Origin of the sequence: Paraburkholderia acidicola (assembly GCF_002362315.1) — a bacterium.
GTDB lineage: Bacteria > Pseudomonadota > Gammaproteobacteria > Burkholderiales > Burkholderiaceae > Paraburkholderia > Paraburkholderia acidicola.
Genome location: NZ_MTZV01000006.1, coordinates 1,415,224 through 1,433,683, shown reverse-complemented (window position 1 = coordinate 1,433,683; position 18,460 = coordinate 1,415,224). Strand labels below are relative to the sequence as shown.

General features: G+C 61.4%; 19 protein-coding genes. 8 read left to right on the top strand and 11 right to left on the bottom strand.

Features of this window, described 5'->3' with window-relative positions; all coding sequences use genetic code 11:
• Positions 1-18: 18 nt before the first annotated feature.
• On the top strand, positions 19-1,104 hold the full coding sequence (locus BWP39_RS25160) for a substrate-binding domain-containing protein (RefSeq protein WP_096724978.1): 1,086 nt from the start codon (positions 19-21) through the stop codon (positions 1,102-1,104).
• A 19-nt stretch (positions 1,105-1,123) separates the two neighbouring features.
• On the opposite strand, the gene BWP39_RS25155 is transcribed toward BWP39_RS25160, so the two are convergent.
• Positions 1,124-2,185, bottom strand: a complete 1,062-nt coding sequence (locus BWP39_RS25155; RefSeq protein WP_096724977.1) for a LacI family DNA-binding transcriptional regulator — start codon at positions 2,183-2,185, stop codon at positions 1,124-1,126.
• A 291-nt stretch (positions 2,186-2,476) separates the two neighbouring features.
• Here BWP39_RS25155 and BWP39_RS25150 point away from each other — a divergent pair, with 291 nt between their 5' ends.
• From BWP39_RS25150 to BWP39_RS25125, 6 genes are all read left to right on the top strand, one after another.
• Positions 2,477-3,625 carry an ABC transporter ATP-binding protein gene (locus tag BWP39_RS25150; RefSeq protein ID WP_096724976.1) on the top strand — a complete coding sequence of 383 codons (1,149 nt, stop codon included), beginning with the start codon at positions 2,477-2,479 and terminating at the stop codon, positions 3,623-3,625.
• 16 nt (positions 3,626-3,641) lie between these two features.
• On the top strand, positions 3,642-5,588 hold the full coding sequence (locus BWP39_RS25145; RefSeq protein WP_096724975.1) for a beta-galactosidase: 1,947 nt from the start codon (positions 3,642-3,644) through the stop codon (positions 5,586-5,588).
• Positions 5,589-5,633: 45 nt separating this feature from the next.
• Positions 5,634-6,878 (top strand): ABC transporter substrate-binding protein, encoded by a 1,245-nt coding sequence (locus BWP39_RS25140; protein ID WP_096724974.1) that lies wholly within the window; start codon positions 5,634-5,636, stop codon positions 6,876-6,878.
• A 54-nt stretch (positions 6,879-6,932) separates the two neighbouring features.
• Positions 6,933-7,841, top strand: a complete 909-nt coding sequence (locus BWP39_RS25135; protein WP_096726161.1) for a carbohydrate ABC transporter permease — start codon at positions 6,933-6,935, stop codon at positions 7,839-7,841.
• An 11-nt stretch (positions 7,842-7,852) separates the two neighbouring features.
• Positions 7,853-8,704: a carbohydrate ABC transporter permease gene (locus BWP39_RS25130; protein ID WP_096724973.1), complete on the top strand. Its 852-nt coding sequence runs from the start codon at positions 7,853-7,855 to the stop codon at positions 8,702-8,704.
• 99 nt (positions 8,705-8,803) lie between these two features.
• Complete coding sequence (locus tag BWP39_RS25125) at positions 8,804-9,643, top strand: inositol monophosphatase family protein (protein ID WP_096724972.1); 840 nt, start codon at positions 8,804-8,806, stop codon at positions 9,641-9,643.
• Here the strand turns inward: BWP39_RS25125 and BWP39_RS25120 are convergent.
• The 10 genes from BWP39_RS25120 to BWP39_RS25075 all read right to left on the bottom strand — a co-directional run bounded on the left by BWP39_RS25120 (position 9,622) and on the right by BWP39_RS25075 (position 17,383).
• Entirely contained in the window at positions 9,622-10,041 is a 420-nt protein-coding gene (locus BWP39_RS25120; RefSeq protein ID WP_096724971.1) for a DoxX family protein, read from the bottom strand. The two genes, BWP39_RS25125 and BWP39_RS25120, sit on opposite strands and share 22 nt — an antisense overlap.
• Before the next feature lie 86 nt (positions 10,042-10,127).
• Complete coding sequence (locus BWP39_RS25115; RefSeq protein WP_207557088.1) at positions 10,128-10,748, bottom strand: RidA family protein; 621 nt, start codon at positions 10,746-10,748, stop codon at positions 10,128-10,130.
• A gap of 46 nt (positions 10,749-10,794) precedes the next feature.
• Positions 10,795-12,246 (bottom strand): aldehyde dehydrogenase, encoded by a 1,452-nt coding sequence (locus BWP39_RS25110; protein WP_096724970.1) that lies wholly within the window; start codon positions 12,244-12,246, stop codon positions 10,795-10,797.
• A 49-nt stretch (positions 12,247-12,295) separates the two neighbouring features.
• Positions 12,296-13,363 (bottom strand): 4-hydroxy-2-oxovalerate aldolase, encoded by a 1,068-nt coding sequence (dmpG, locus tag BWP39_RS25105; protein ID WP_096724969.1) that lies wholly within the window; start codon positions 13,361-13,363, stop codon positions 12,296-12,298.
• On the bottom strand, positions 13,363-14,322 hold the full coding sequence (locus BWP39_RS25100) for an acetaldehyde dehydrogenase (acetylating) (RefSeq protein WP_096724968.1): 960 nt from the start codon (positions 14,320-14,322) through the stop codon (positions 13,363-13,365). Before BWP39_RS25100 ends, dmpG begins: the two co-directional genes overlap by 1 nt.
• Positions 14,323-14,343: 21 nt before the next feature.
• Positions 14,344-14,562 (bottom strand): tautomerase family protein, encoded by a 219-nt coding sequence (locus BWP39_RS25095; protein ID WP_096724967.1) that lies wholly within the window; start codon positions 14,560-14,562, stop codon positions 14,344-14,346.
• Between the two features lie 4 nt (positions 14,563-14,566).
• Positions 14,567-15,334, bottom strand: coding sequence for a 2-keto-4-pentenoate hydratase (locus BWP39_RS25090; protein ID WP_096724966.1), 768 nt, complete (start codon positions 15,332-15,334; stop codon positions 14,567-14,569).
• Entirely contained in the window at positions 15,331-16,155 is an 825-nt protein-coding gene (gene mhpD / locus BWP39_RS25085; RefSeq protein ID WP_096724965.1) for a 2-keto-4-pentenoate hydratase, read from the bottom strand. Before mhpD ends, BWP39_RS25090 begins: the two co-directional genes overlap by 4 nt.
• Positions 16,156-16,160: 5 nt before the next feature.
• Positions 16,161-16,376: a tautomerase family protein gene (locus BWP39_RS25080; protein ID WP_096724964.1), complete on the bottom strand. Its 216-nt coding sequence runs from the start codon at positions 16,374-16,376 to the stop codon at positions 16,161-16,163.
• A 62-nt stretch (positions 16,377-16,438) separates the two neighbouring features.
• Positions 16,439-17,383 carry a dioxygenase family protein gene (locus BWP39_RS25075; RefSeq protein ID WP_096724963.1) on the bottom strand — a complete coding sequence of 315 codons (945 nt, stop codon included), beginning with the start codon at positions 17,381-17,383 and terminating at the stop codon, positions 16,439-16,441.
• A 165-nt stretch (positions 17,384-17,548) separates the two neighbouring features.
• On the opposite strand from BWP39_RS25075, the gene BWP39_RS25070 reads away from it, so the two are divergent.
• Positions 17,549-18,454 carry a LysR family transcriptional regulator gene (locus tag BWP39_RS25070; protein ID WP_096724962.1) on the top strand — a complete coding sequence of 302 codons (906 nt, stop codon included), beginning with the start codon at positions 17,549-17,551 and terminating at the stop codon, positions 18,452-18,454.
• The last annotated feature ends 6 nt before the right edge of the window (positions 18,455-18,460 follow it).

The window sequence follows — 18,460 nt, the reverse complement described above, 5'->3', positions numbered from 1 at the left end:
AATAGAAAAGGACTTTCGATGAAATCGCTTGTTCAGGTTGCACGCCGTGCGCGTGCCTCGCGGCGCATTGCCGCCGCGTTGACTGTATTGACGGCGTTCGCGGTAACGGTCGCGGCGAATGTTGCGAATGCCGAACCACTGAAAGGCGCACCTGCACCGTTCAACAAAGGCGGTGTAAAGATCGCCCTGGTCAACTATCTGTCGACCGGCGATTTCTTCCAGGCCTATGAAGCGGGCGCACAAAAACAGGCCAAAGCACTCGGCATTGATCTGCGTATCTACGAAGGGCGCCAGGATGCGGCCGAACAGCGCGAGCAGATTCAACAGGCGATCAGCCTTGGCGTATCGGCGATCATCGTCAATCACGGCTTGCCGGAATCGCTAAAGGACGTCGTGCAGCGTGCACTCGATAAAGGCATCAAGGTCGTTGCATTCGACGTCGATCTGAACAATCCGAAGGTGCCGCAGATCGAACAGAGCGATCGTGACCTGGCGACGCTGTTGCTCGATCAGGCGGTCAAGGACAATGGCGATGCCTTTGCTGCGGGCTACGTCTATGTGGCGGGTTTTGCGCCGCTGGACCGGCGCGATGCGGTGTGGCGCAGCTTCAAGGACGCGCATCCGAAGGTGCAGGAGAAAGCGCGCTGGGGCACGGTCGATAATCCGATTGCGCAGTCGGTGGCGAATCAGGCCGCGGCTGCGTATCGCGCACACCCCGATATCCGCGTCGTGTTCGCACCGTATGACGAGTTCGCGCGCGGCGCAAAACTCGCCGCTGACGAAGCCAAACTGTCGACGAAAATCCGCATCTACAGCGCCGATATTTCCACCGCCGATATCGAAGCGATTCGCGCGCCGGGTAGCGCCTGGGTTGCGACGGCGGCGACCAATCCGGCCGTAGTCGGCGCGGTATCGGTGCGGGCGGCGGCGTTGCTGGTCGCGGGGCAGAATCCGGGTGCCCATATCGCCGTGCGGCCTGCGCTGATTACCCGCGATGATCTCGTGAAGAACGACATCCACACGATCGCCGAACTCGGTGCGAAATTTCCGGCGTTCCGCACAAGCGATGCGGCGCAGGCGGCGTGGATTCCCGCGGCGGATTGAGCGCTTATAGCGCGGCGTTTCAACGCTTTGCGCGCGAGCGCACGGCGGTCTGACGGCTACGCTTTTTCCGCCGCACCGGCCCGGTCGATGCGCGCACAACCAGCACGGGCGCCGGTGCGATCTGCATCGGCGCGTCACCGCCAGCCTTGCCATCGATCAACGCCTCCAGCAACTCAACCGCAAGCGTCGCAGCAGCTTCAGTCGGCACCGCAACCGTCGATAACCCCGGCCGCGATTCACGTGCCAGCTGAATATCGGTAATGCCGATCACGGAGATGTCTTCGGGAATGCGTAGTCCGCGATCTGCAGCGGCATGCATTGCGCCGAGTGCGGGCAGGTCGTTGGTCGCGAAGATGGCGGTGAGATCCGGGTGTTCGTCGAGCAGTTGCACGGCAGCCTGATAACCGCCTTGCACGGAGTCGGTGGTGAAACGCACTTCGCTATCGGGATGTGCGACGTTCTCCAACTTCAACGTTGCACAAAAACCTTCATAGCGCGGCGCCTGCACGCCGTCGAGTCCGCCAGCGAGAATCGCACCGATCCGCCGATGCCCCAGCTCCAGCAGATGGCGCGCAGCCAGCGCACCGGCTGCGGCGAAATCGACGGCGATACACGGGATGCCGGGCGGTGTTTCCGGCCGCTCCCACAAACACAGCACGACCGGTGTGCCGCGCGCCTGGGTCTTGCGCAGCACCTCGAAATCGACTTTCGCGTTCATCACCAGCATGCCTTCGGACAGCGTCCCCGCAATCTGGTCGAGGTACGCGCGCAGCATCACGGGGTCTTCGTTGGTATTGCACACAATCAGGAAGCGCCCGCTGCGTCGCGCGGCGCGTTCGGCGGCGAGCGCAAACTCCGGATAAAACGGATTCGCGATGCTCGAGACCATCAGCGCGAGTGTCGGTGTGCTGCCTTCCGCCAGCGCGCGTGCAGTCAGATGCGGACGATAGTCGAGCGCCGCGACCGCTTCCAGCACACGTTCACGCGTGGCCGCTCCGACCTTGCCGCGCTGGCGCAGCACGTTCGATACGGTGGCCGGTGTGACGCCGGCGCGTTGCGCGACTTCCGTCAGGGTGGTCATCGATGCTTTAGGTCGGGTGGGGATGAATACGTTGGTGAATCAAGGTCGGCGCCACTGTCGCAAGCATGCCGTCGAGCTGCAAGTTTCAGCAGGGGTGCCCACATTCCGGGATAACTTCCCGGTATTTGCATGATTGCCCGGACCTCGCTAGATTTCGTTTCAACGCAGTGAGAACACCACGACGGAGACAGCCGGACAGCAGCGATCCAGACTCGGATCGTTTTTTCTACGGCACGAGGTTAAGCGCTTAACCTCTTCGTGTCTCCGAGGGAAAATACGGAGACGTCGGGCATGGCGAGCATCTCGTTACGATCGGTTCAGAAGGCATATGGCGACCATGCAGCGGTCATTCGCGACGTCGATCTCGAGATCGGCGAGCACGAGTTCTGCGTGTTTCTCGGTCCGTCGGGTTGTGGCAAGTCGACGCTGCTGCGCATGATCGCCGGCCTCGAAGACATCACCGATGGCGATCTGTTGATCGACGGCAAGCTCGTCAACGATGTGCCTGCCGCGCAACGCGGTGTGGCGATGGTGTTTCAGAGCTATGCGCTGTTTCCGCACATGACCGTGTACGAGAACATGGCGTTCGGCCTGACGCTTGCAAAGACGCCGAAAGATGTGATCGATCGCAAGGTTCGCGAAGCCGCGCGTGTGCTGCAACTCGAGGCGCTGCTAGAGCGGCGTCCGAAGGCACTGTCGGGTGGGCAGCGGCAGCGTGTGGCGATCGGTCGCGCGATCGTGCGTAGCCCGGGCGTGTTCCTGTTCGACGAACCACTGTCCAATCTCGACGCAACGCTGCGTGGCCAGACGCGTGTTGAGATTGCGCGTCTGCATAAGCAGTTCGACAAGGCGAGCGTTGTCTATGTCACGCACGATCAGATCGAAGCGATGACGCTTGCCGACAAGATCGTGCTGCTGCATGCGGGCGCGGACACGGCGAAGTACGGCAGCATCGCGCAGATCGGCGCGCCGCTCGAGTTGTATCACCGCCCTAAGAGTCGCTTCGTCGCGGGCTTTATCGGTTCGCCGAGAATGAATTTTCTGCCCGCACGCGTTGTTTCGTGCGGTGCCGGTAGCGTGCAGATCGCACTCGATGGAACCGGCGAACGTCTCGATACGCTGCTCGACGGTACCGCTCTGCAGCCCAACCAGAATGTCACACTCGGCATTCGTCCCGAGCATCTCGAACCCGCCGCCGCGGACAGCGCCGTTCAACAGATTCGCCGCAAGGTGTCGCTCGTCGAGCGTCTCGGCGAGCACAGCTATCTGCATCTCGATCAACCTGACAGCACGACATCGCATGCGGCGCTGATCGCCAAAGCACCAGGCGACCACACGCCCGGCAGCGGCGAAACCGTCGCATTCAACGTGCCGCCGGCGTCATGCCATCTGTTTACCGAAGACGGTTTCGCCGTCCCACCGGCGGCTATCCATCACTAGCGTAGGAGCGCACTGTATGCGTCTTGGAGTCTGCTATTACCCGGAGCACTGGCCGGAGACGATGTGGAAGGACGACGCCGCGCGCATGAGAGCGCTCGGCATCGATTACGTGCGGATCGCGGAGTTTGCGTGGAGCCGTATCGAACCGTCGCCGGGCGAATATCAATGGGACTGGCTCGATCGTGCGGTCGGCGTACTCGGCGACGCTGGCCTGAAGGTGGTCATGTGCACGCCGACAGCGACGCCGCCGAAGTGGCTGATCGATCGTTTTCCCGACATCCTGCCGGTCGGTGCGGACGGCCGTGTACGCGGCTTCGGTTCGCGGCGGCACTACGATTTTTCGTCGCCCTCGTACTTCGAAGCCGCGCGCACGATCTGCAGGGCCGTCGCCACGCGCTATGGCCGGCACCCAGCGGTCGCGTTCTGGCAAACCGACAACGAATTTGGTTGCCACCATACGGTGGTCAGCTATTCGCCTGCGGCAGCATCACGTTTTCGCAGCTGGCTAAGAGAGCGCTACGGCAACATCGACGCACTCAATACCGCATGGGGCACGGTCTTCTGGAGCATGGAATACCGCAGCTTCGAAGAAATCGATCCGCCCATCGGCACGGTGACGGAAGCGCATCCGTCGCACCGGCTCGACTATCGACGCTTCGCCTCCGACGAAGTCGTCCGCTTTAACCGCATGCAGGTCGACATCATTCGCGCGCATTCGCCGGGGCGGCCGGTTGCGCACAACTTCATGCAGCTCTTCACTGAGTTCGATCACTACAAGGTCGCGGCCGATCTCGAGATTGCCGCGTGGGACAGCTATCCGCTCGGCGCGCTCGAAGAGCAGTGGTTCGCGCCGGACATCAAGGCGAAGTGGTTGCGCACCGGGCATCCGGATTTTGCATCGTTCAATCACGATGTTTATCGCGGCATGTCGGCGCTACCGTTCTGGGTGATGGAGCAGCAACCGGGACCGGTGAACTGGGCGCAATGGAATCCGGCGCCATTGCCGGGGATGGTGCGGCTCTGGAGCTGGGAAGCGTTCGCACACGGTGCCGGTTGCGTGTCGTATTTCCGCTGGCGCCAGGCGCCGTTTGCGCAGGAACAGATGCATGCGGGATTGAACACGCCGGACAACCGGCTCGACATCGGTGGGCTGGAAGCGTCGACGGTCGCGCAGGAAATCGATGCGGTGCTCAAGGCCGATGGCGTCATGCCGGTCGTCGCGAAGGTCGCACTGATCTGGGATTACGAAGCGAAATGGCTGTTCGAGATTCATCCGCAGGGCGCGGACTTTCACTATCCACGCTTCGCGTTCGAGTACTACAGCGCGCTGCGTAGCCTCGGGCTCGACGTCGATGTGATTCCGTCGAGTGCGCCGCTTGATGGCTACAGCATGATCGTTGTGCCGCCGCTGCCGGTGGTACCGACAGGCTTCGCCGCGAAGCTGGCCGCGAGCGGCGCACAGGTGGTGCTCGGGCCGCGAAGCGGCTCGAAAACCGAAAGCCTGACGATTCCCGGCACGTTGCCGCCGGGCGCCGATCTCGCGAGCATCATGCCGATTCGCGTGTGGCGCGTCGAATCGATGCGGCCGGGCATTGCGGTGAAGGTCAACGGAGCGGTCACCGGCGATGCGTACCACTGGCGCGATTTTCTGGAAGCAGGCGAAGGCGTGCAGATCGATGCGCGCTTCGCGGACGGTCATCCGGCCATCGTGCGTCATGGGTCGGTCCGCTATCTGGCGGCGCCCTTCGATGAAACGCTGACGCGGACCCTGCTCGGCGACGTTGCGCGGCAGGCAGGGCTGCCCGCGCAGGCGCTGCCGGATGGCGTGCGCATCAGCCGGCGCGGTGCGCTGACCTACGTGTTCAATTACGGCGATGCGCCGTACCGGATCGAGGCACCCGGCAGCTTTGTCGTCGGGCGGCAGAAGGTCGAGCCGCAGGGCGTCGCGATCTATCGCAGTTGAAGGCAGCAAGCGAAGTACACAACACTCATCCATGAGGAGACGCGCATGAAAACTTCGATTCGCTTAGCGTTAACCGGTGTCGCGCTGGCCGTTGCTTTTGCTGCGACGGGCGCCGCGCAGGCCGGTACGCTCACCGCCAACATCGCCTTCAAGGGCGCGAGCCAGCGCGCGGTCTGGCAGCAGACCTTCGATGCGTTCCACAAGGCGCATCCGGACATCGACGTGAAGGTTTCGTTCGTCGACGAGGAAGCCTACAAGGTGCAACTGCCTGGCTGGCTCACGACCGCCCCGCCCGACATCATCAACTGGCACAACGGCGAGCGCATGGCGTACTACGCGAAGCGCGGCCTGCTCGAAGACCTCACACCCGACTGGAACCGCAACAACTGGAATGCGATGTACGCGTCGACGAAGCAGTCGTCGACGTACAACGGCAAGCAGTATTCCGCGCCGACCGTGTACTACGCGTGGGGCATGTTCTATCGCAAGGATCTGTTCCAGAAGGCTGGCATTGCAGCCGAACCGAAGACGTGGCCGGAATTTCTCGACGCCTGCAAGAAGCTGAAGGCCGCGGGCATCGTGCCGGTCGCGGTGGCGGGCCGCGATGCATGGACGCTGGCGGGCTGGTTCGACTATCTTGATCTGCGTATCAACGGCAATGCGTTCCACCAGCAACTGATGGCGGGCGACGTACCGTATACCGATGCACGCGTGAAGAAGGTGTACACCGCGTGGAAGCAGCTGATCGACGACAAGATATTCATCGACAACTCGCTGTCCTACGATCTCGACGCCGTGCAGCCGTTCCTGTTCCAGGGCAAGGCGGCGATGATGCTGATGGGCACGTTCATTACGGCGGGTTTCCCGGAGAACATCAAGCCGCAGATGGGTTTCTTCCAGTTCCCGATCATCGACAGCAAGGTGCCGACTGCCGAAGATGGCCCGGTGGAGTCGCTGCATATTCCTACGAAAGCGAAGAACAAGGCCGATGCGCACACGTTCCTCGCATTTGCCGAGACGCCTGCGATCAGCGCGCAACTCGCGAAGGGGATGGGCTCGTTGCCGACCAACAGTCAGTCGCCGGAACCGGACGATGCGATTTCGAAGACAGGCTTCCAGATCCTCTCGCAGACGACGGGCGGCATCGCGCAGTTCTATGATCGCGACATGACGAAGGAAATGGCCGACGAAGGCATGAAGGGGATGCAGCAGTTCGTCTCCGATCCGTCGAAGCTCGACGACGTACTCGCGCAGCTCGAAGCGACGCGCAAGCGCATCTACAAGAAGTGACGCGTTATGCGGCTCGCCACGCCGGCGAGCCGCATAACCGATGAGGAGAGCACGATGTCCGAAACCCTCCGCGCGCCGGTCGCTCGCGCGAAGCGTCGCAGGAAACTGTCGGCTACGGCGCGCCAGCAGCGTGTCGCCGCGTTTCTGTTTCTCGCGCCGGCCTGCGCGATGGTGGCGATCTACGTGGTGTGGCCGATCCTGTCGAGCATTGCGCTCAGCTTTTACAGCTGGGACGGGATGACGGAGAAAACCTTTGTCGGTCTCGCCAACTACGTGGAGCTGTTTCATGCGCCGACGTTCTACACCGCGCTCAAGAACAACCTGCTATGGCTCGTCATGTTCCTCCTCGCCCCGCCGATGGGGCTCGCGGTCGCGTTGTATCTGAACCAGGCGGTCAGCGGCATCCGTGTGGTGAAGTCGTTGTTCTTTGCGCCGTTCGTGCTGTCGGGCGTAGTAGTTGGATTGATGTTCAGCTGGTTCTACGATCCGACCTTCGGTCTCCTCAAGCTGATTCTTGGGCACGGCATACCCGTGCTCGGCGATCCGCGCTACGTGAGCTTCGGCATCATCTTCGCCGCACTGTGGCCGCAGACTGCCTATTGCATGATCCTGTACCTCACCGGGCTCACCACGTTGAACGCCGAACAGATCGAAGCCGCACGGATGGAGGGCGCGAAAGGCTGGGCGATGCTGCGACACGTCGTGCTGCCGCAACTGCGGCCAACGACCTTCATGGCGATCGTCGTGACGATCATCGGTGCGTTGCGCAGTTTCGATCTGATCGCCGTGATGAGCGGCGGCGGTCCGTTCGAAAGCTCGACCGTGCTGGCGTATTACATGTACGACCAGGCGATCAAGTACTACCGCATCGGCTATTCCGCAGCGATTGCCGTGGTGCTGTTCGCGATCATGATGGTGTACATCGTCTATCACCTGCGCCGCATGCTGCGCACCGAGTCATAAAGGAGCGCGCGATGTTTCCGACACCGATTGCCAGATGGAAGCCCGTCAACCGGACGCTGTACAAGCTGTCGTTACCTGTTGCGCTTGTCATCTGGCTGCTGCCGTTGCTCGCAGTGATGGTGACGTCGATCCGCTCGTCCGACGAGCTTGTCGAAGGCAACTACTGGGGTTGGCCGAAGCACTTTTCGCTGCTTGCCAACTACAGCGATGCGCTTACCACGTCGCCGATGCTGCATTACTTCTGGAACAGCGTGTTGATCACGATACCCGCGGTGGTGGGGTCGATCGTGCTGGCATCGATGGCGGGTTTTGCGCTCGCGATCTATTCGTTCCGCGGTAACACGACGCTGTTCGCGACGTTCGTTGCGGGCAATTTCGTGCCGATCCAGATCCTGATGATTCCGGTGCGTAATCTGTCGCTGGAGCTGGGTATCTTCAATACGGTTGGTGCGCTGATCCTGTTTCACGTTGCGTTTCAGACTGGTTTTTGCGCGTTGTTTCTGCGGAACTTCATCAAGCAACTGCCGTTTGAGCTGGTCGAGGCGGCGCGCATCGAAGGTGCGAACGAATGGACGGTGTTCTTTCGCATTGTGCTGCCGCTGATCCGGCCTGCGCTCGCCGCGCTCGCGATCCTCGTCTTTACTTTCGTGTGGAACGACTACTTCTGGGCACTGTGTCTGACGACCGGTGACGATGCCGCGCCGATTACGGTCGGCGTGGCCGCGCTCAAAGGGCAGTGGGTGACGGCGTGGAATCTGGTGTCGGCTGGGTCGATACTCGCTGCGCTGCCGTCGGTGATGATGTTCTTCGCGATGCAGCGGCATTTTGTGGCTGGGCTGACGTTTGGGGCGACGAAGGGTTAGCGCGTGCGTTGGTGGCGACAGGCGAGGGTAGGGGATAGTATGTCCGTCACTCAGTCGGATTTTTCGACTGGCTGCGCAACCCCATACGGATAGCAGACCATGACGTTTTCGTCCAAGGACGCCATCACCATTGCCGAAATGCTTGCCGATGTCGCGCAGCGCGAAGTGATGCCCCGGTTCCGCAAGGTGCGTGAACTCGAAGTTCGCGAAAAGACTTCGAGTTTCGACGTGGTGACCGACGCGGACCTGGCAGCAGAGCGCGCGATATCGGAGTCGCTTAGTCAGCTTTTTCCAGGTGCCGCGATTATCGGCGAAGAGAAAGCAGCACGCGATGCCACCGTACTCGAAGGGTTTGCATCGGCGGAACTCGCTTTTATCGTCGATCCGATCGACGGTACGAAGAACTTCGTGTCAGGGTTGCCGCTGTTCGGCATCATGGTCGCGGCGACTATCCGCGGAGAAATCGTCCTGGCCGCGATCCACGATCCCGTCTGTGGCGATACCGCACTGGCAGTGCGTGGCGAAGGCGCATGGCTTGAAGCCGATGGTCGGCCTCGCATCGAACTCCACGTTGCACCTGCCGTGCCCGTGTCCGAGATGAACGCCATCATCGGCACCAACTTTCTTCCCGAACCGCTGCGAACCACGGTCAACGGAAACCTCTCCCGACTAGGGATGAGTTCCTGGCTTCGCTGTGCCGCCCACGAATACAGACTGGTCGCCGCGGGACATTGCGATCTGCTGTTCTACAACAAGCTGATGCCGTGGGACCACGCCGCCGGCTGGTTGCTGCATCGTGAAGCGGGTGGCTATAGCGCGCATTTTGATGGGAGCGCTTATCGGCCCGATCATCTGACAGGGGGATTGATCTGCGCACCGGACAAGGAAAGCTGGGAGCGGGCGCGACAGACTCTGTTTCAACCGCGATCGACCGAATAACGCCCCGGCCCAGCCGCACCGAGCGCAACCAGGCCACCGGCGATCGACAGGTTCTTGTAGAAGTGAATCATCATGTTCATGTGATCGGCGGGCGGCACCGACCAGTAGTGGTGACCAATAATCGCAGTGCCGATCGTATAGAGCGCGAGCACAAGCGCGAGCGGTCGGGTCTGAAAACCGATCAGCAAGGCGATGCCGACAAAAAACTCCAGCACGATCGCAACCAGTGCGGAGATGGCCGGCAACGGCGCGCCTTCCATATTCATGAGTTTCACGGTGCCGGAGTAGTCCAGCAGTTTCTCCCATCCGAACAGCACGAACAGGATGACGAGCAGGATACGGGACAGCAGCAATAAAGCATCTTTCTGGTTAGCGAGAAACGCTGAACTCGACGGCATAGGAATCTCCATGTGTGCATGTGTGTGGTATTTCGCACGCTTGTCGGTGGCAAAGGCTTAAGCGCGGATCGGGTGTGGGCTTGCCTTCATTCGCTTTTCGGTTGCGCCGGCAATTTCGCAGGCGGCCGGTTCAGTTCATCCTTGATGACCGCAATCCCCTGAACCTCAACAACGATACCTGGGCGAGCAAAGTTGGAGATCGTCAGAAGCGCTGAACCGGGGTATGGGCCGTCCTTGAAAACCTCCTTGATGACTTCCGCCTCTGTCTGATTCATCCGCGGGTCGTTGACGTAGACCGTGATCGAGACGAGATCTGACACGTTGCCGCCTACGCGTTGCAGATCAGCATCGATATTCTTGAAGATCTGGCGGACCTGCGCCTTGAAGTCGTATGAGATGTCCTTGCCGTTATCGTCGGTCGTGGTCGTGTGTCCGCCAAGCCAGATGATCTCGCCACCCTTGGTGACGACGAGCGGCGAGAAGCCCCACTGCTTTTGATAGTCGGTGAGTTCGACCCGCTGCTTGGCGTGGGCGAGCGGTGGCAGCGTAACCAGTGCCGTGCCAAGCGCCAGGCTCAGCGCGATGCGGGAGAAGATTTTCGAACGCATGATGTTCAGCATTTGATTCCTCGTCTGTAAAAGGTGATTCCGTTGATCGAAGGCAATGGCACGCGGGCACAGTTTGGTCGATCGAAGCGTTTCAGTCATCGCCCAGAGTAAGTAGGTCTTTTGGCATAGACGCTTGCGTCTTGCATCAGAACGGGTACTTGCGCGGTGTGGTCTGGATCGTGATCCATCGCAACTGGGTGAAGAAATCGATACCCGCACGGCCGCCAAAATGACCGAAGCCCGAGTGCTTGACGCCACCAAACGGCATCGGCGCTTCGTCATGCACGGTCGGGCCGTTGATATGGCAAATGCCCGATTCGATGCGCAGGGCTACGTTCCAGGCGCGCGCAGTGTCGCGGCTGAAAACCGCTGACGACAAACCGAATTCGTTGTCGTTGGCGACGGCGATCGCTTCCTCGTCGCCCTTCACGCGCACGATGCCTTTGACCGGCGCGAAACTCTCTTCGCGGTAGATGCGCATCTCGGGCGTTACATGGTCCAGCAGCGTGGCGGCCATGAGTGTGTTCCCGGACTTGCCGCCGCACAGCAGCTTGGCGCCCTTGGCCAGTGCGTCTTCGATCAGTTCGTTGGTGTGTTGCACGGTGCGACTGTCTACCACCGAGCCCAGTACCACCGGCCCGTTGCGCGGATCGCCTAACGGCAAGCTGCTGGCTTTAGCGACGAGACGATCGACGAAGTCGTTGGCGATCTTCTCGTCCACGACGATGCGCTCGGTCGACATGCAGACCTGACCCGAGTTGACGAAGGCGCCGAAGGCGACACCGTCGACAGCCACGTCCAGATCGGCGTCGTCGAGCACCAGCACGGGGGCCTTGCCACCCAGTTCCAGAATGACCGGCTTGAGGTACCGTGCGCAGGTCTGGGCGATGATCTGGCCGACGCGCGTGGAGCCGGTGAAGTTGACGCGCTTGACGGCAGGGTGAGACACGATGGCTTCGACCACTTCGCCGGCATCTTCCGGTGCGTTGGTGATGAAGTTGACTACGCCCGGGGGCAGGCCGGCTTCCTGCAATGCCTCGATCACCAGACCCTGGGTATGCGGGCTCATCTCGGCACCCTTCAGGATCACGGTATTGCCGCAGGCGAGCGGCGTGGTAATCGCACGCAACGCGAGGATGACGGGGGCATTCCACGGCGCGATGCCGAGCACCACACCGGCGGGCACGCGCACGGCCAGCGCCAGGTTGCCAGGGATATCGGAGGGAATCACTTCGCCGTTGATCTGGCTCGTGAGCGCAGCCGCTTCGACGAGCAAGCTGACGCCCAGGTGCGCGTTGAATTCGGCCCACACGGATGAGGCGCCGGTTTCGCGAGCCATCGCGTCGATCAGCGCCGGCGCTTTGGCTTCGAGTGCCTGGGCGGCCTTGAGCAGCAGCGCACGGCGCTCGCTGGGGCCGAAGGCAGACCACACCGGGAAGGCCGCGGCGGCAGCGTCGGCGGCTGCGCGGGCATCGGCGGCTTTGGCGGCCGGTGCTCGCGTGGCGACTTCGCCGTCCAGCGGATTGCGTCGCTCGAAGGTGGCGCCGTCCGCGGCCTGGACTTTACGGCCGCCGATCAACATATCGATAGTGCTCATTTCACGTTTCTCCTACCAGGTTTTGTTAGGTGAGTCGATGTGTGTGGTTTCAACGTCCAGCGCTGCTGGCCACCGGCTCTGCATGAGCCCGGTCATGCAGAGCGTGCTGGAGCAGATCGAGCGCGACATCGACGATCATGTCTTCCTGCCCGCCGACCATTTTCCGACGGCCTAGCTCGACGAGAATGTCGACGGTCTTCAGGCCATACTTGTTCGCCGCGATTTCCGCGTGGCGCAGGAAACTCGAATAGACACCCGCATAACCGAGCGCAAGCGTCTCGCGATCGACGCGCACGGGGCGATCCTGCAACGGCCTGACGAGGTCGTCGGCGGCATCCATCAACTGATACAGATCGCAGCCGTGATGCCAGCCGAGGCGCTCCGCCGCCGCGATGAACACCTCGAGCGGCGCGTTACCGGCACCCGCGCCCATTCCGGCAAGACTGGCATCGATGCGGTCGCAACCTTCTTCGACGGCGACGATGGAATTGGCGACACCGAGGCTCAGGTTGTGATGCGCGTGAATACCGGTTTGCGTGTCGGCCTTGAGCACATCCTTGAAGGCACGGAACCGGTCGCGCACGTCGTTCATACCCAGCGCACCGCCCGAATCGACAACGTACACGCAGCTCGCGCCATAACTCTCCATCAGCTTCGCTTGCGCGGCGAGCTGCTGCGGTGTGGTCATGTGGCTCATCATCAGAAAGCCCACTGCGTCCATACCGATGTTGCGTGCATATTCCAGATGCTGGCGCGAGACATCGGCCTCGGTGCAGTGCGTGGCGACTCGCACCACCGTTGCGCCCGCATCGAACGCGTTGCGCAAGTCGTGGATCGTGCCGATTCCGGGAATCAGGAGCGTGGCGATTTTTGCGTGCTTGACGCTTTGTCTGGCCGCTTCGATCCATGCAACGTCCGAATGCGCACCAAAGCCGTAGTTGAAGCTGGAGCCTTCGAGTCCATCGCCGTGCGCGACTTCCATGCTGTCCACACCCGCCTGGTCGAGTGCGCTGGCGATCGCCTTCACGTTCTCGATGCTGTACTGGTGACGCACCGCATGACTGCCGTCGCGCAACGTTACATCGGAGATATAGAGTTTCTTGTCGCCGGGATTCATCACACCGCCTCCTTATGACCGCGGGCAATGCCCGCAGCGACTCTGCGTCGCGCCATCATGTCGCCGCACGCCAGCGCGGCCGACGTCATGATGTCCAGATTGCCCGCATACGACGGCAAGTAATGCGCCGCGCCTTCGACCTCCAGAAACACGGACGTCTTTAAACCATGCTTCGGTCCGAGTCCTGGAACGTTGAGCGGTTTGTCCGCGGGGATCAGATCGAACTGCACCTTCTGCTTCAGACGATATCCGGGCACGTAGGCCTGCACGCTGCGCACCATGGCGGCGATGCTGGCTTCGACCTTGTCGGTGTCGACCTCGTCCGACAGGACGAAGACGGTATCGCGCATGATGAGCGGTGGCTCAGCGGGGTTCAGGACGATGATCGCTTTGCCGCGCGTCGCACCGCCCAGTTGTTCGATCGCGCTGCGCGTGGTCTCGGTGAACTCGTCGATGTTGGCGCGCGTTCCCGGTCCGGCCGACTTGCTGCTGATCGATGCCACGATCTCGGCGTAGTGAACCTGCGCAACCCGCGATACCGCAGCCACCATCGGAATCGTCGCCTGACCGCCACAGGTCACCATATTCATGTTCGGCGCGTTCTCTTCCTCGAGATTGATCGCGGGAATCACATACGGCCCGATGGCGGCCGGCGTCAGGTCGATCACCTGAATGCCGTGCTGCTGCAGGATGTCGTTATGCTTGCGATGCGCGCCCGCCGACGTCGCGTCGAACACGATATCGATGTCCTTGAACACATCGAGCTTGAGCAGTCCATCGATACCATCGGACGTCGTCGCCACACCCATACGTTGCGCACGTGCCAGACCCTCGGACTGCGGATCGACACCGACCATCGCGCCCATCTCGAGATGCCGGCTGTTGCGCAGCACCTTGATCATCAGGTCGGTGCCGATGTTGCCCGGCCCGATGATCGCTACTTTTACCTTGGTACTCATTTCGCCTCCAGGCTCATTCGATCAGGGTTTCGGCAGCGCGGCGCTGCCCTCGGCGACACGATCGGCAACTGTCTTTCCGCCGCGCCCCCAGCATTCCAGTGGGATTTCCTCGATGACGACCCGCACGCGATCAACCGGCATCTCGAGACTGTCGGCCATCGCGTGCGATACGCTTTCGATCAACCTGCGCTTCTTCTCCACGCTGCGGCCTTCGAGAATCTTGATCATGCAGATCGGCATCGCGTCACCCCTTTACGTGAAAACCGGCGCTGCCGAGTTGATCCATCTCAACCGAGACGTATTGCCCGGGTGCGATCCACTCGGCGGAAGTGGCGCCGCCCGCCATCACGATCCAGCCTGCCTGGAGTGGCTCTCCCGCAGCGGCCGACAGGCGCGCTGCCGCAACCAGCGAACGCAACGGATGACCTAAGAGCGCGGCGGTCGAGCCCACCTGAACCACGCGCCCGTCGAGGTTGAGCGTCAGACCGAGATTGCTGAAATCGAGCGACGGGCGTTGCCATGCGCCGATCACGAAGCCGCTCGACGATGCGTTGTCCGCAATCACTTCGGGCAGCGAGAACCTGAAATCGCGGTAGCGCGAATCGATGATCTCGAGCGCCGGCGCGATCGCTTCCACGGCGGCGAGCGCTTCCGGACCGGTCACGTTGCCGCTCAACGGACGCTTCAGCACAAACGCGATTTCCGGTTCAACGCGTGGGCGGACGAAACGCGAGAACTCGACTGAGCTGCCTTCCTCGATCTGCATGTTGCTCGTCAGGCGGCCCCATATCACGTCCGAGAGACCCATCTGGATCATCTTTGCGCGACTCGTGAAACCCATCTTCACGCCGACGCGATGTTCGCCGCGTGCGAGGCGTCGCTGGATCGACTGCGACTGGATGGCGTAGGCATCGTCGAGTGACAACCGGCCTTCGGGATCGAACTGCGTGACGTTGTGTGCGTGGCTCGCGGCATCGTCGAGCAAGGTCGCGTATTCGGTGAGATGACTCATGAGCGTGCCCCTTTGCTATCTGATACGTCTGATGCGTCCGGTTCGAACACCGCCCGCACCGATCCCAAACCATCGATACGCGCCTGGAAAACGTCGCCCGCTGCCACCGCGACCATCGGACCGAGTGCACCCGACAGCACGAGGTCGCCCGCGTGCAACGGCGTACCGATCTCGACCATCTTGCGTACGAGCCAGACGACCGCATTCAGCGGATTGCCGAGGCAGGCCGCACCCGCCCCCACCGAGACCGGTTCGCCGCGCCGTTCCATCACCATGCCGCACAACCGCACGTCGAATTCCGTCAGCTTGCGCGGCGAAGTGCCGAGCACGTAGGCCGATGACGATGCGTTGTCGGCAATCGTGTCCGCGATGCGGATATTCCAGTTCGCGATCCGGCTACCGACGATCTCGAGCGCAGGCAGCGCATAGTCGATCGCGTTCATGACTTCGTGCAGCGTCGCATTCGGCGCCGTCAGATCGCGACCGATTACGAACGCGATTTCTGCTTCGATCTTCGGCTGCGTGAGTCGCGCCACCGGAATCGATTCGCCGTCGCCATAGCCCATGTCGTCGAACAGCATGCCGAAGTCGGGTTGATCGACACCGAGCTGCTTCTGCACCGCCACCGACGTCAGCCCGATCTTGCAACCGACCAGACGGCGACCCGATTCGATCCGGCGTTCGGTGTTGCTCCGCTGAATCGCATAGGCGTCTTCAATGCTGATGTCGTCGTAGGTTTCGCGAGGCGGCGCGATATAGATGCCGCTTTGCTCGGCATCGGCAAGCGCGCGAGCCGCCTGTTCGATCTGTTGGGGCGTCATTGCTGTTACTCCCGCTTTTCCGACTGCCGGACGTCGGTCAGTTCGTCTTTGGTTTGCTCGCCGACCGCCCAATGGGTAGCCGGTGTCGATGTCGCATACACGCGAATCGTGGCAAGCGGGGCACCGAGTGTTTCGTGAACGGTTCGGGCAACAGCCTTGACGCAGGCTTTAACGGTTTCGTCGTCGCGTCCTTCAACGAGTGCAATGTGTACGATAGGCATGGCTTGAATCTTCTCCGGGTATAGATTGATGAGACTGGGTATCGGTCGATACCCGATCGATATCAGGCGCTTCGCGCGAGGATGGTCTGGTCAGGGCGCGCACCATGCGCCTTGCCGGTAATGGGTGGCCTGGGCAACGTCGCTTCACCGGCCTCGATCACGAAGTAGTGATCGAGCGAGTACCAGGGCCCTTTGATGTCATCGGCCGGTGCCTTCTCGCCGTCGTGCAACACGTATTGCCCGACCAGCGCACGCGTCACACCGAACTGCACATCGGTTTCCAGATTCGGGTCGTCGCTTGAATACACCTGGGAGAACTGGGTCTTGAAACCAGGCTTGTAGATCATGAAGTGGATATGCGCCGGTCGCATGTTGTGACGCCCCTGCACACGCAGCAGATCACCCACAGGGCCCGATACCGGAATCGGATAGCCCGCCGGCTTCACGCTGCGAAAGGCGATGTGGCCGTGCGCATCGGTCGTGAACTTGCCGCGCAGGTTCATATCGGCCTGCTCGGGGTCCTGATTTTCATAAAAGCCGTCGGCGGAGGTGTGCCACACGTCGACTTCCGCGTCCTGAACCGGGTGTCCGTGCCGGTCGCGCACCCAGGCATTCACGAAGATCGGTGCGCCGGGTGTCGGGCTACGCACGATCGATCCGCCGTTGAGTGTGTTCGGCGAGTCCATGCGCCAGAACGGGCCCATCAGGTTGGCGGTCGTGTCGGTCTGCCCACTGTCGCCGTTGTTGAGCAGGCAAACCAGCGAAGACAGGCCGAGCGAACCCGCAATCAGGACGACTTCGTTGTGCGATGCGGTGCTCAACTGACCGAGTCGGGCGATCACCGCGCAAGCCTGGTGAAACTCCACTTCGGTGAGTCGTGTCTCGCGAGCGAACCCGTGCAAGTGCCGCACAGCGGCCGACATGATGTCGCGAAAGCGAGGGTCGGTTGCACGGGCGAGTTCCGCAAGTACCGCGTCCGTCACTTCCTGCTGGTTGTTGATGATCACGCTCTGCCTCCTGTTGGCATCCGGTCGTGGACGTCGTCGTTGAGTGAATATTGGGCAAATGAAAGCAACCCGTCCAATGCTATATTTTGGAAAATCGATACCGATTCGGTATGAGCTAATCATTCCGCATGACTGTGAAGTTGTGAAGCATGGAGGAGCAAACAGATGGAACTGAAACAGATGCGCTACTTCCTTGCGCTGGCCGAAGAACTCAATTTCGGCCGCGCCGCCGAGCGTCTTCACATCACGCAGCCCCCGCTCACGCGCAACATTCACGCGCTCGAAGAGGAACTTGGGGCGCAGCTCTTCGTGCGCTCGTCAAAGGGCACGGAATTGACCGAGGCTGGCAAGGCGCTGCTGGCAGAGGTACCCAACATACTCGGGCTGTCGAAGCGCGCTGCCGAGCTGGCCAAACTGGCGGGGCAAGGACTGACGGGGAGGCTCGACGTCGGCATCTTCAGTTCGGGTGTGTTGAACGTCATCCCGAGGTTGCTGGCCGAATTTCACACCCAGCGCCCGAACATCAAGATCGGTTTGCACAATATGTCGAAGACCGAACAGATCGTGGCGCTTCGGGAACGGCGTATCACGATCGGCTTCAACCGGCTCGTACCGGACGAGCCCGATATCGAAGTGGATTGGGTACAGCGAGAACCGTTCCTCGTCGCGCTCTATGAGGGGCATCCGCTGTGTTCCAGGAAATTCATCACGCTCAAGGACATGCATGACCAGCCGATGATTGTCTATCCGAACGCTCCCGTCTACGGGCTCGCCCAGCAAGTAGCGGCCGCGTTCCGTGAAGAGGGGTATAGCCTGCGCATCGAGCAGGAGGTCGAGGACGTCGTGACCTGTATCGCGCTGGTGGCCAGCCGGTTCGGCATATGCATCACCACCGAGTCGGCTGCAAACCTGCGTCTTCCTGGTGTCGTCTACAAGCCTTTGAAGTCGCCGGTGCTCAAGCAGATCGAATTGAACTGCCTGTATCGGCGCGGAGATTCATCGGCGGTTTTGCAGGCGTTCCTCACGCTCGTCAAACGTGCTCGCACGAAGCGGGTCGAGATCGAATACTAGGTGCGG

Bases quoted from the DNA above. Each gene is read 5' to 3' on its own strand.
- BWP39_RS25160 (WP_096724978.1), top strand. From the start codon at position 19: ATGAAATCGCTTGTTCAGGTTGCACGCCGTGCGCGTGCCTCGCGGCGC.
- BWP39_RS25155 (WP_096724977.1), bottom strand. From the start codon at position 2,185: ATGACCACCCTGACGGAAGTCGCGCAACGCGCCGGCGTCACACCGGCC.
- BWP39_RS25150 (WP_096724976.1), top strand. From the start codon at position 2,477: ATGGCGAGCATCTCGTTACGATCGGTTCAGAAGGCATATGGCGACCAT.
- BWP39_RS25145 (WP_096724975.1), top strand. From the start codon at position 3,642: ATGCGTCTTGGAGTCTGCTATTACCCGGAGCACTGGCCGGAGACGATG.
- BWP39_RS25140 (WP_096724974.1), top strand. From the start codon at position 5,634: ATGAAAACTTCGATTCGCTTAGCGTTAACCGGTGTCGCGCTGGCCGTT.
- BWP39_RS25135 (WP_096726161.1), top strand. From the start codon at position 6,933: ATGTCCGAAACCCTCCGCGCGCCGGTCGCTCGCGCGAAGCGTCGCAGG.
- BWP39_RS25130 (WP_096724973.1), top strand. From the start codon at position 7,853: ATGTTTCCGACACCGATTGCCAGATGGAAGCCCGTCAACCGGACGCTG.
- BWP39_RS25125 (WP_096724972.1), top strand. From the start codon at position 8,804: ATGACGTTTTCGTCCAAGGACGCCATCACCATTGCCGAAATGCTTGCC.
- BWP39_RS25120 (WP_096724971.1), bottom strand. From the start codon at position 10,041: ATGCCGTCGAGTTCAGCGTTTCTCGCTAACCAGAAAGATGCTTTATTG.
- BWP39_RS25115 (WP_207557088.1), bottom strand. From the start codon at position 10,748: ATGACTGAAACGCTTCGATCGACCAAACTGTGCCCGCGTGCCATTGCC.
- BWP39_RS25110 (WP_096724970.1), bottom strand. From the start codon at position 12,246: ATGAGCACTATCGATATGTTGATCGGCGGCCGTAAAGTCCAGGCCGCG.
- dmpG (WP_096724969.1), bottom strand. From the start codon at position 13,363: ATGAATCCCGGCGACAAGAAACTCTATATCTCCGATGTAACGTTGCGC.
- BWP39_RS25100 (WP_096724968.1), bottom strand. From the start codon at position 14,322: ATGAGTACCAAGGTAAAAGTAGCGATCATCGGGCCGGGCAACATCGGC.
- BWP39_RS25095 (WP_096724967.1), bottom strand. From the start codon at position 14,562: ATGCCGATCTGCATGATCAAGATTCTCGAAGGCCGCAGCGTGGAGAAG.
- BWP39_RS25090 (WP_096724966.1), bottom strand. From the start codon at position 15,334: ATGAGTCATCTCACCGAATACGCGACCTTGCTCGACGATGCCGCGAGC.
- mhpD (WP_096724965.1), bottom strand. From the start codon at position 16,155: ATGACGCCCCAACAGATCGAACAGGCGGCTCGCGCGCTTGCCGATGCC.
- BWP39_RS25080 (WP_096724964.1), bottom strand. From the start codon at position 16,376: ATGCCTATCGTACACATTGCACTCGTTGAAGGACGCGACGACGAAACC.
- BWP39_RS25070 (WP_096724962.1), top strand. From the start codon at position 17,549: ATGGAACTGAAACAGATGCGCTACTTCCTTGCGCTGGCCGAAGAACTC.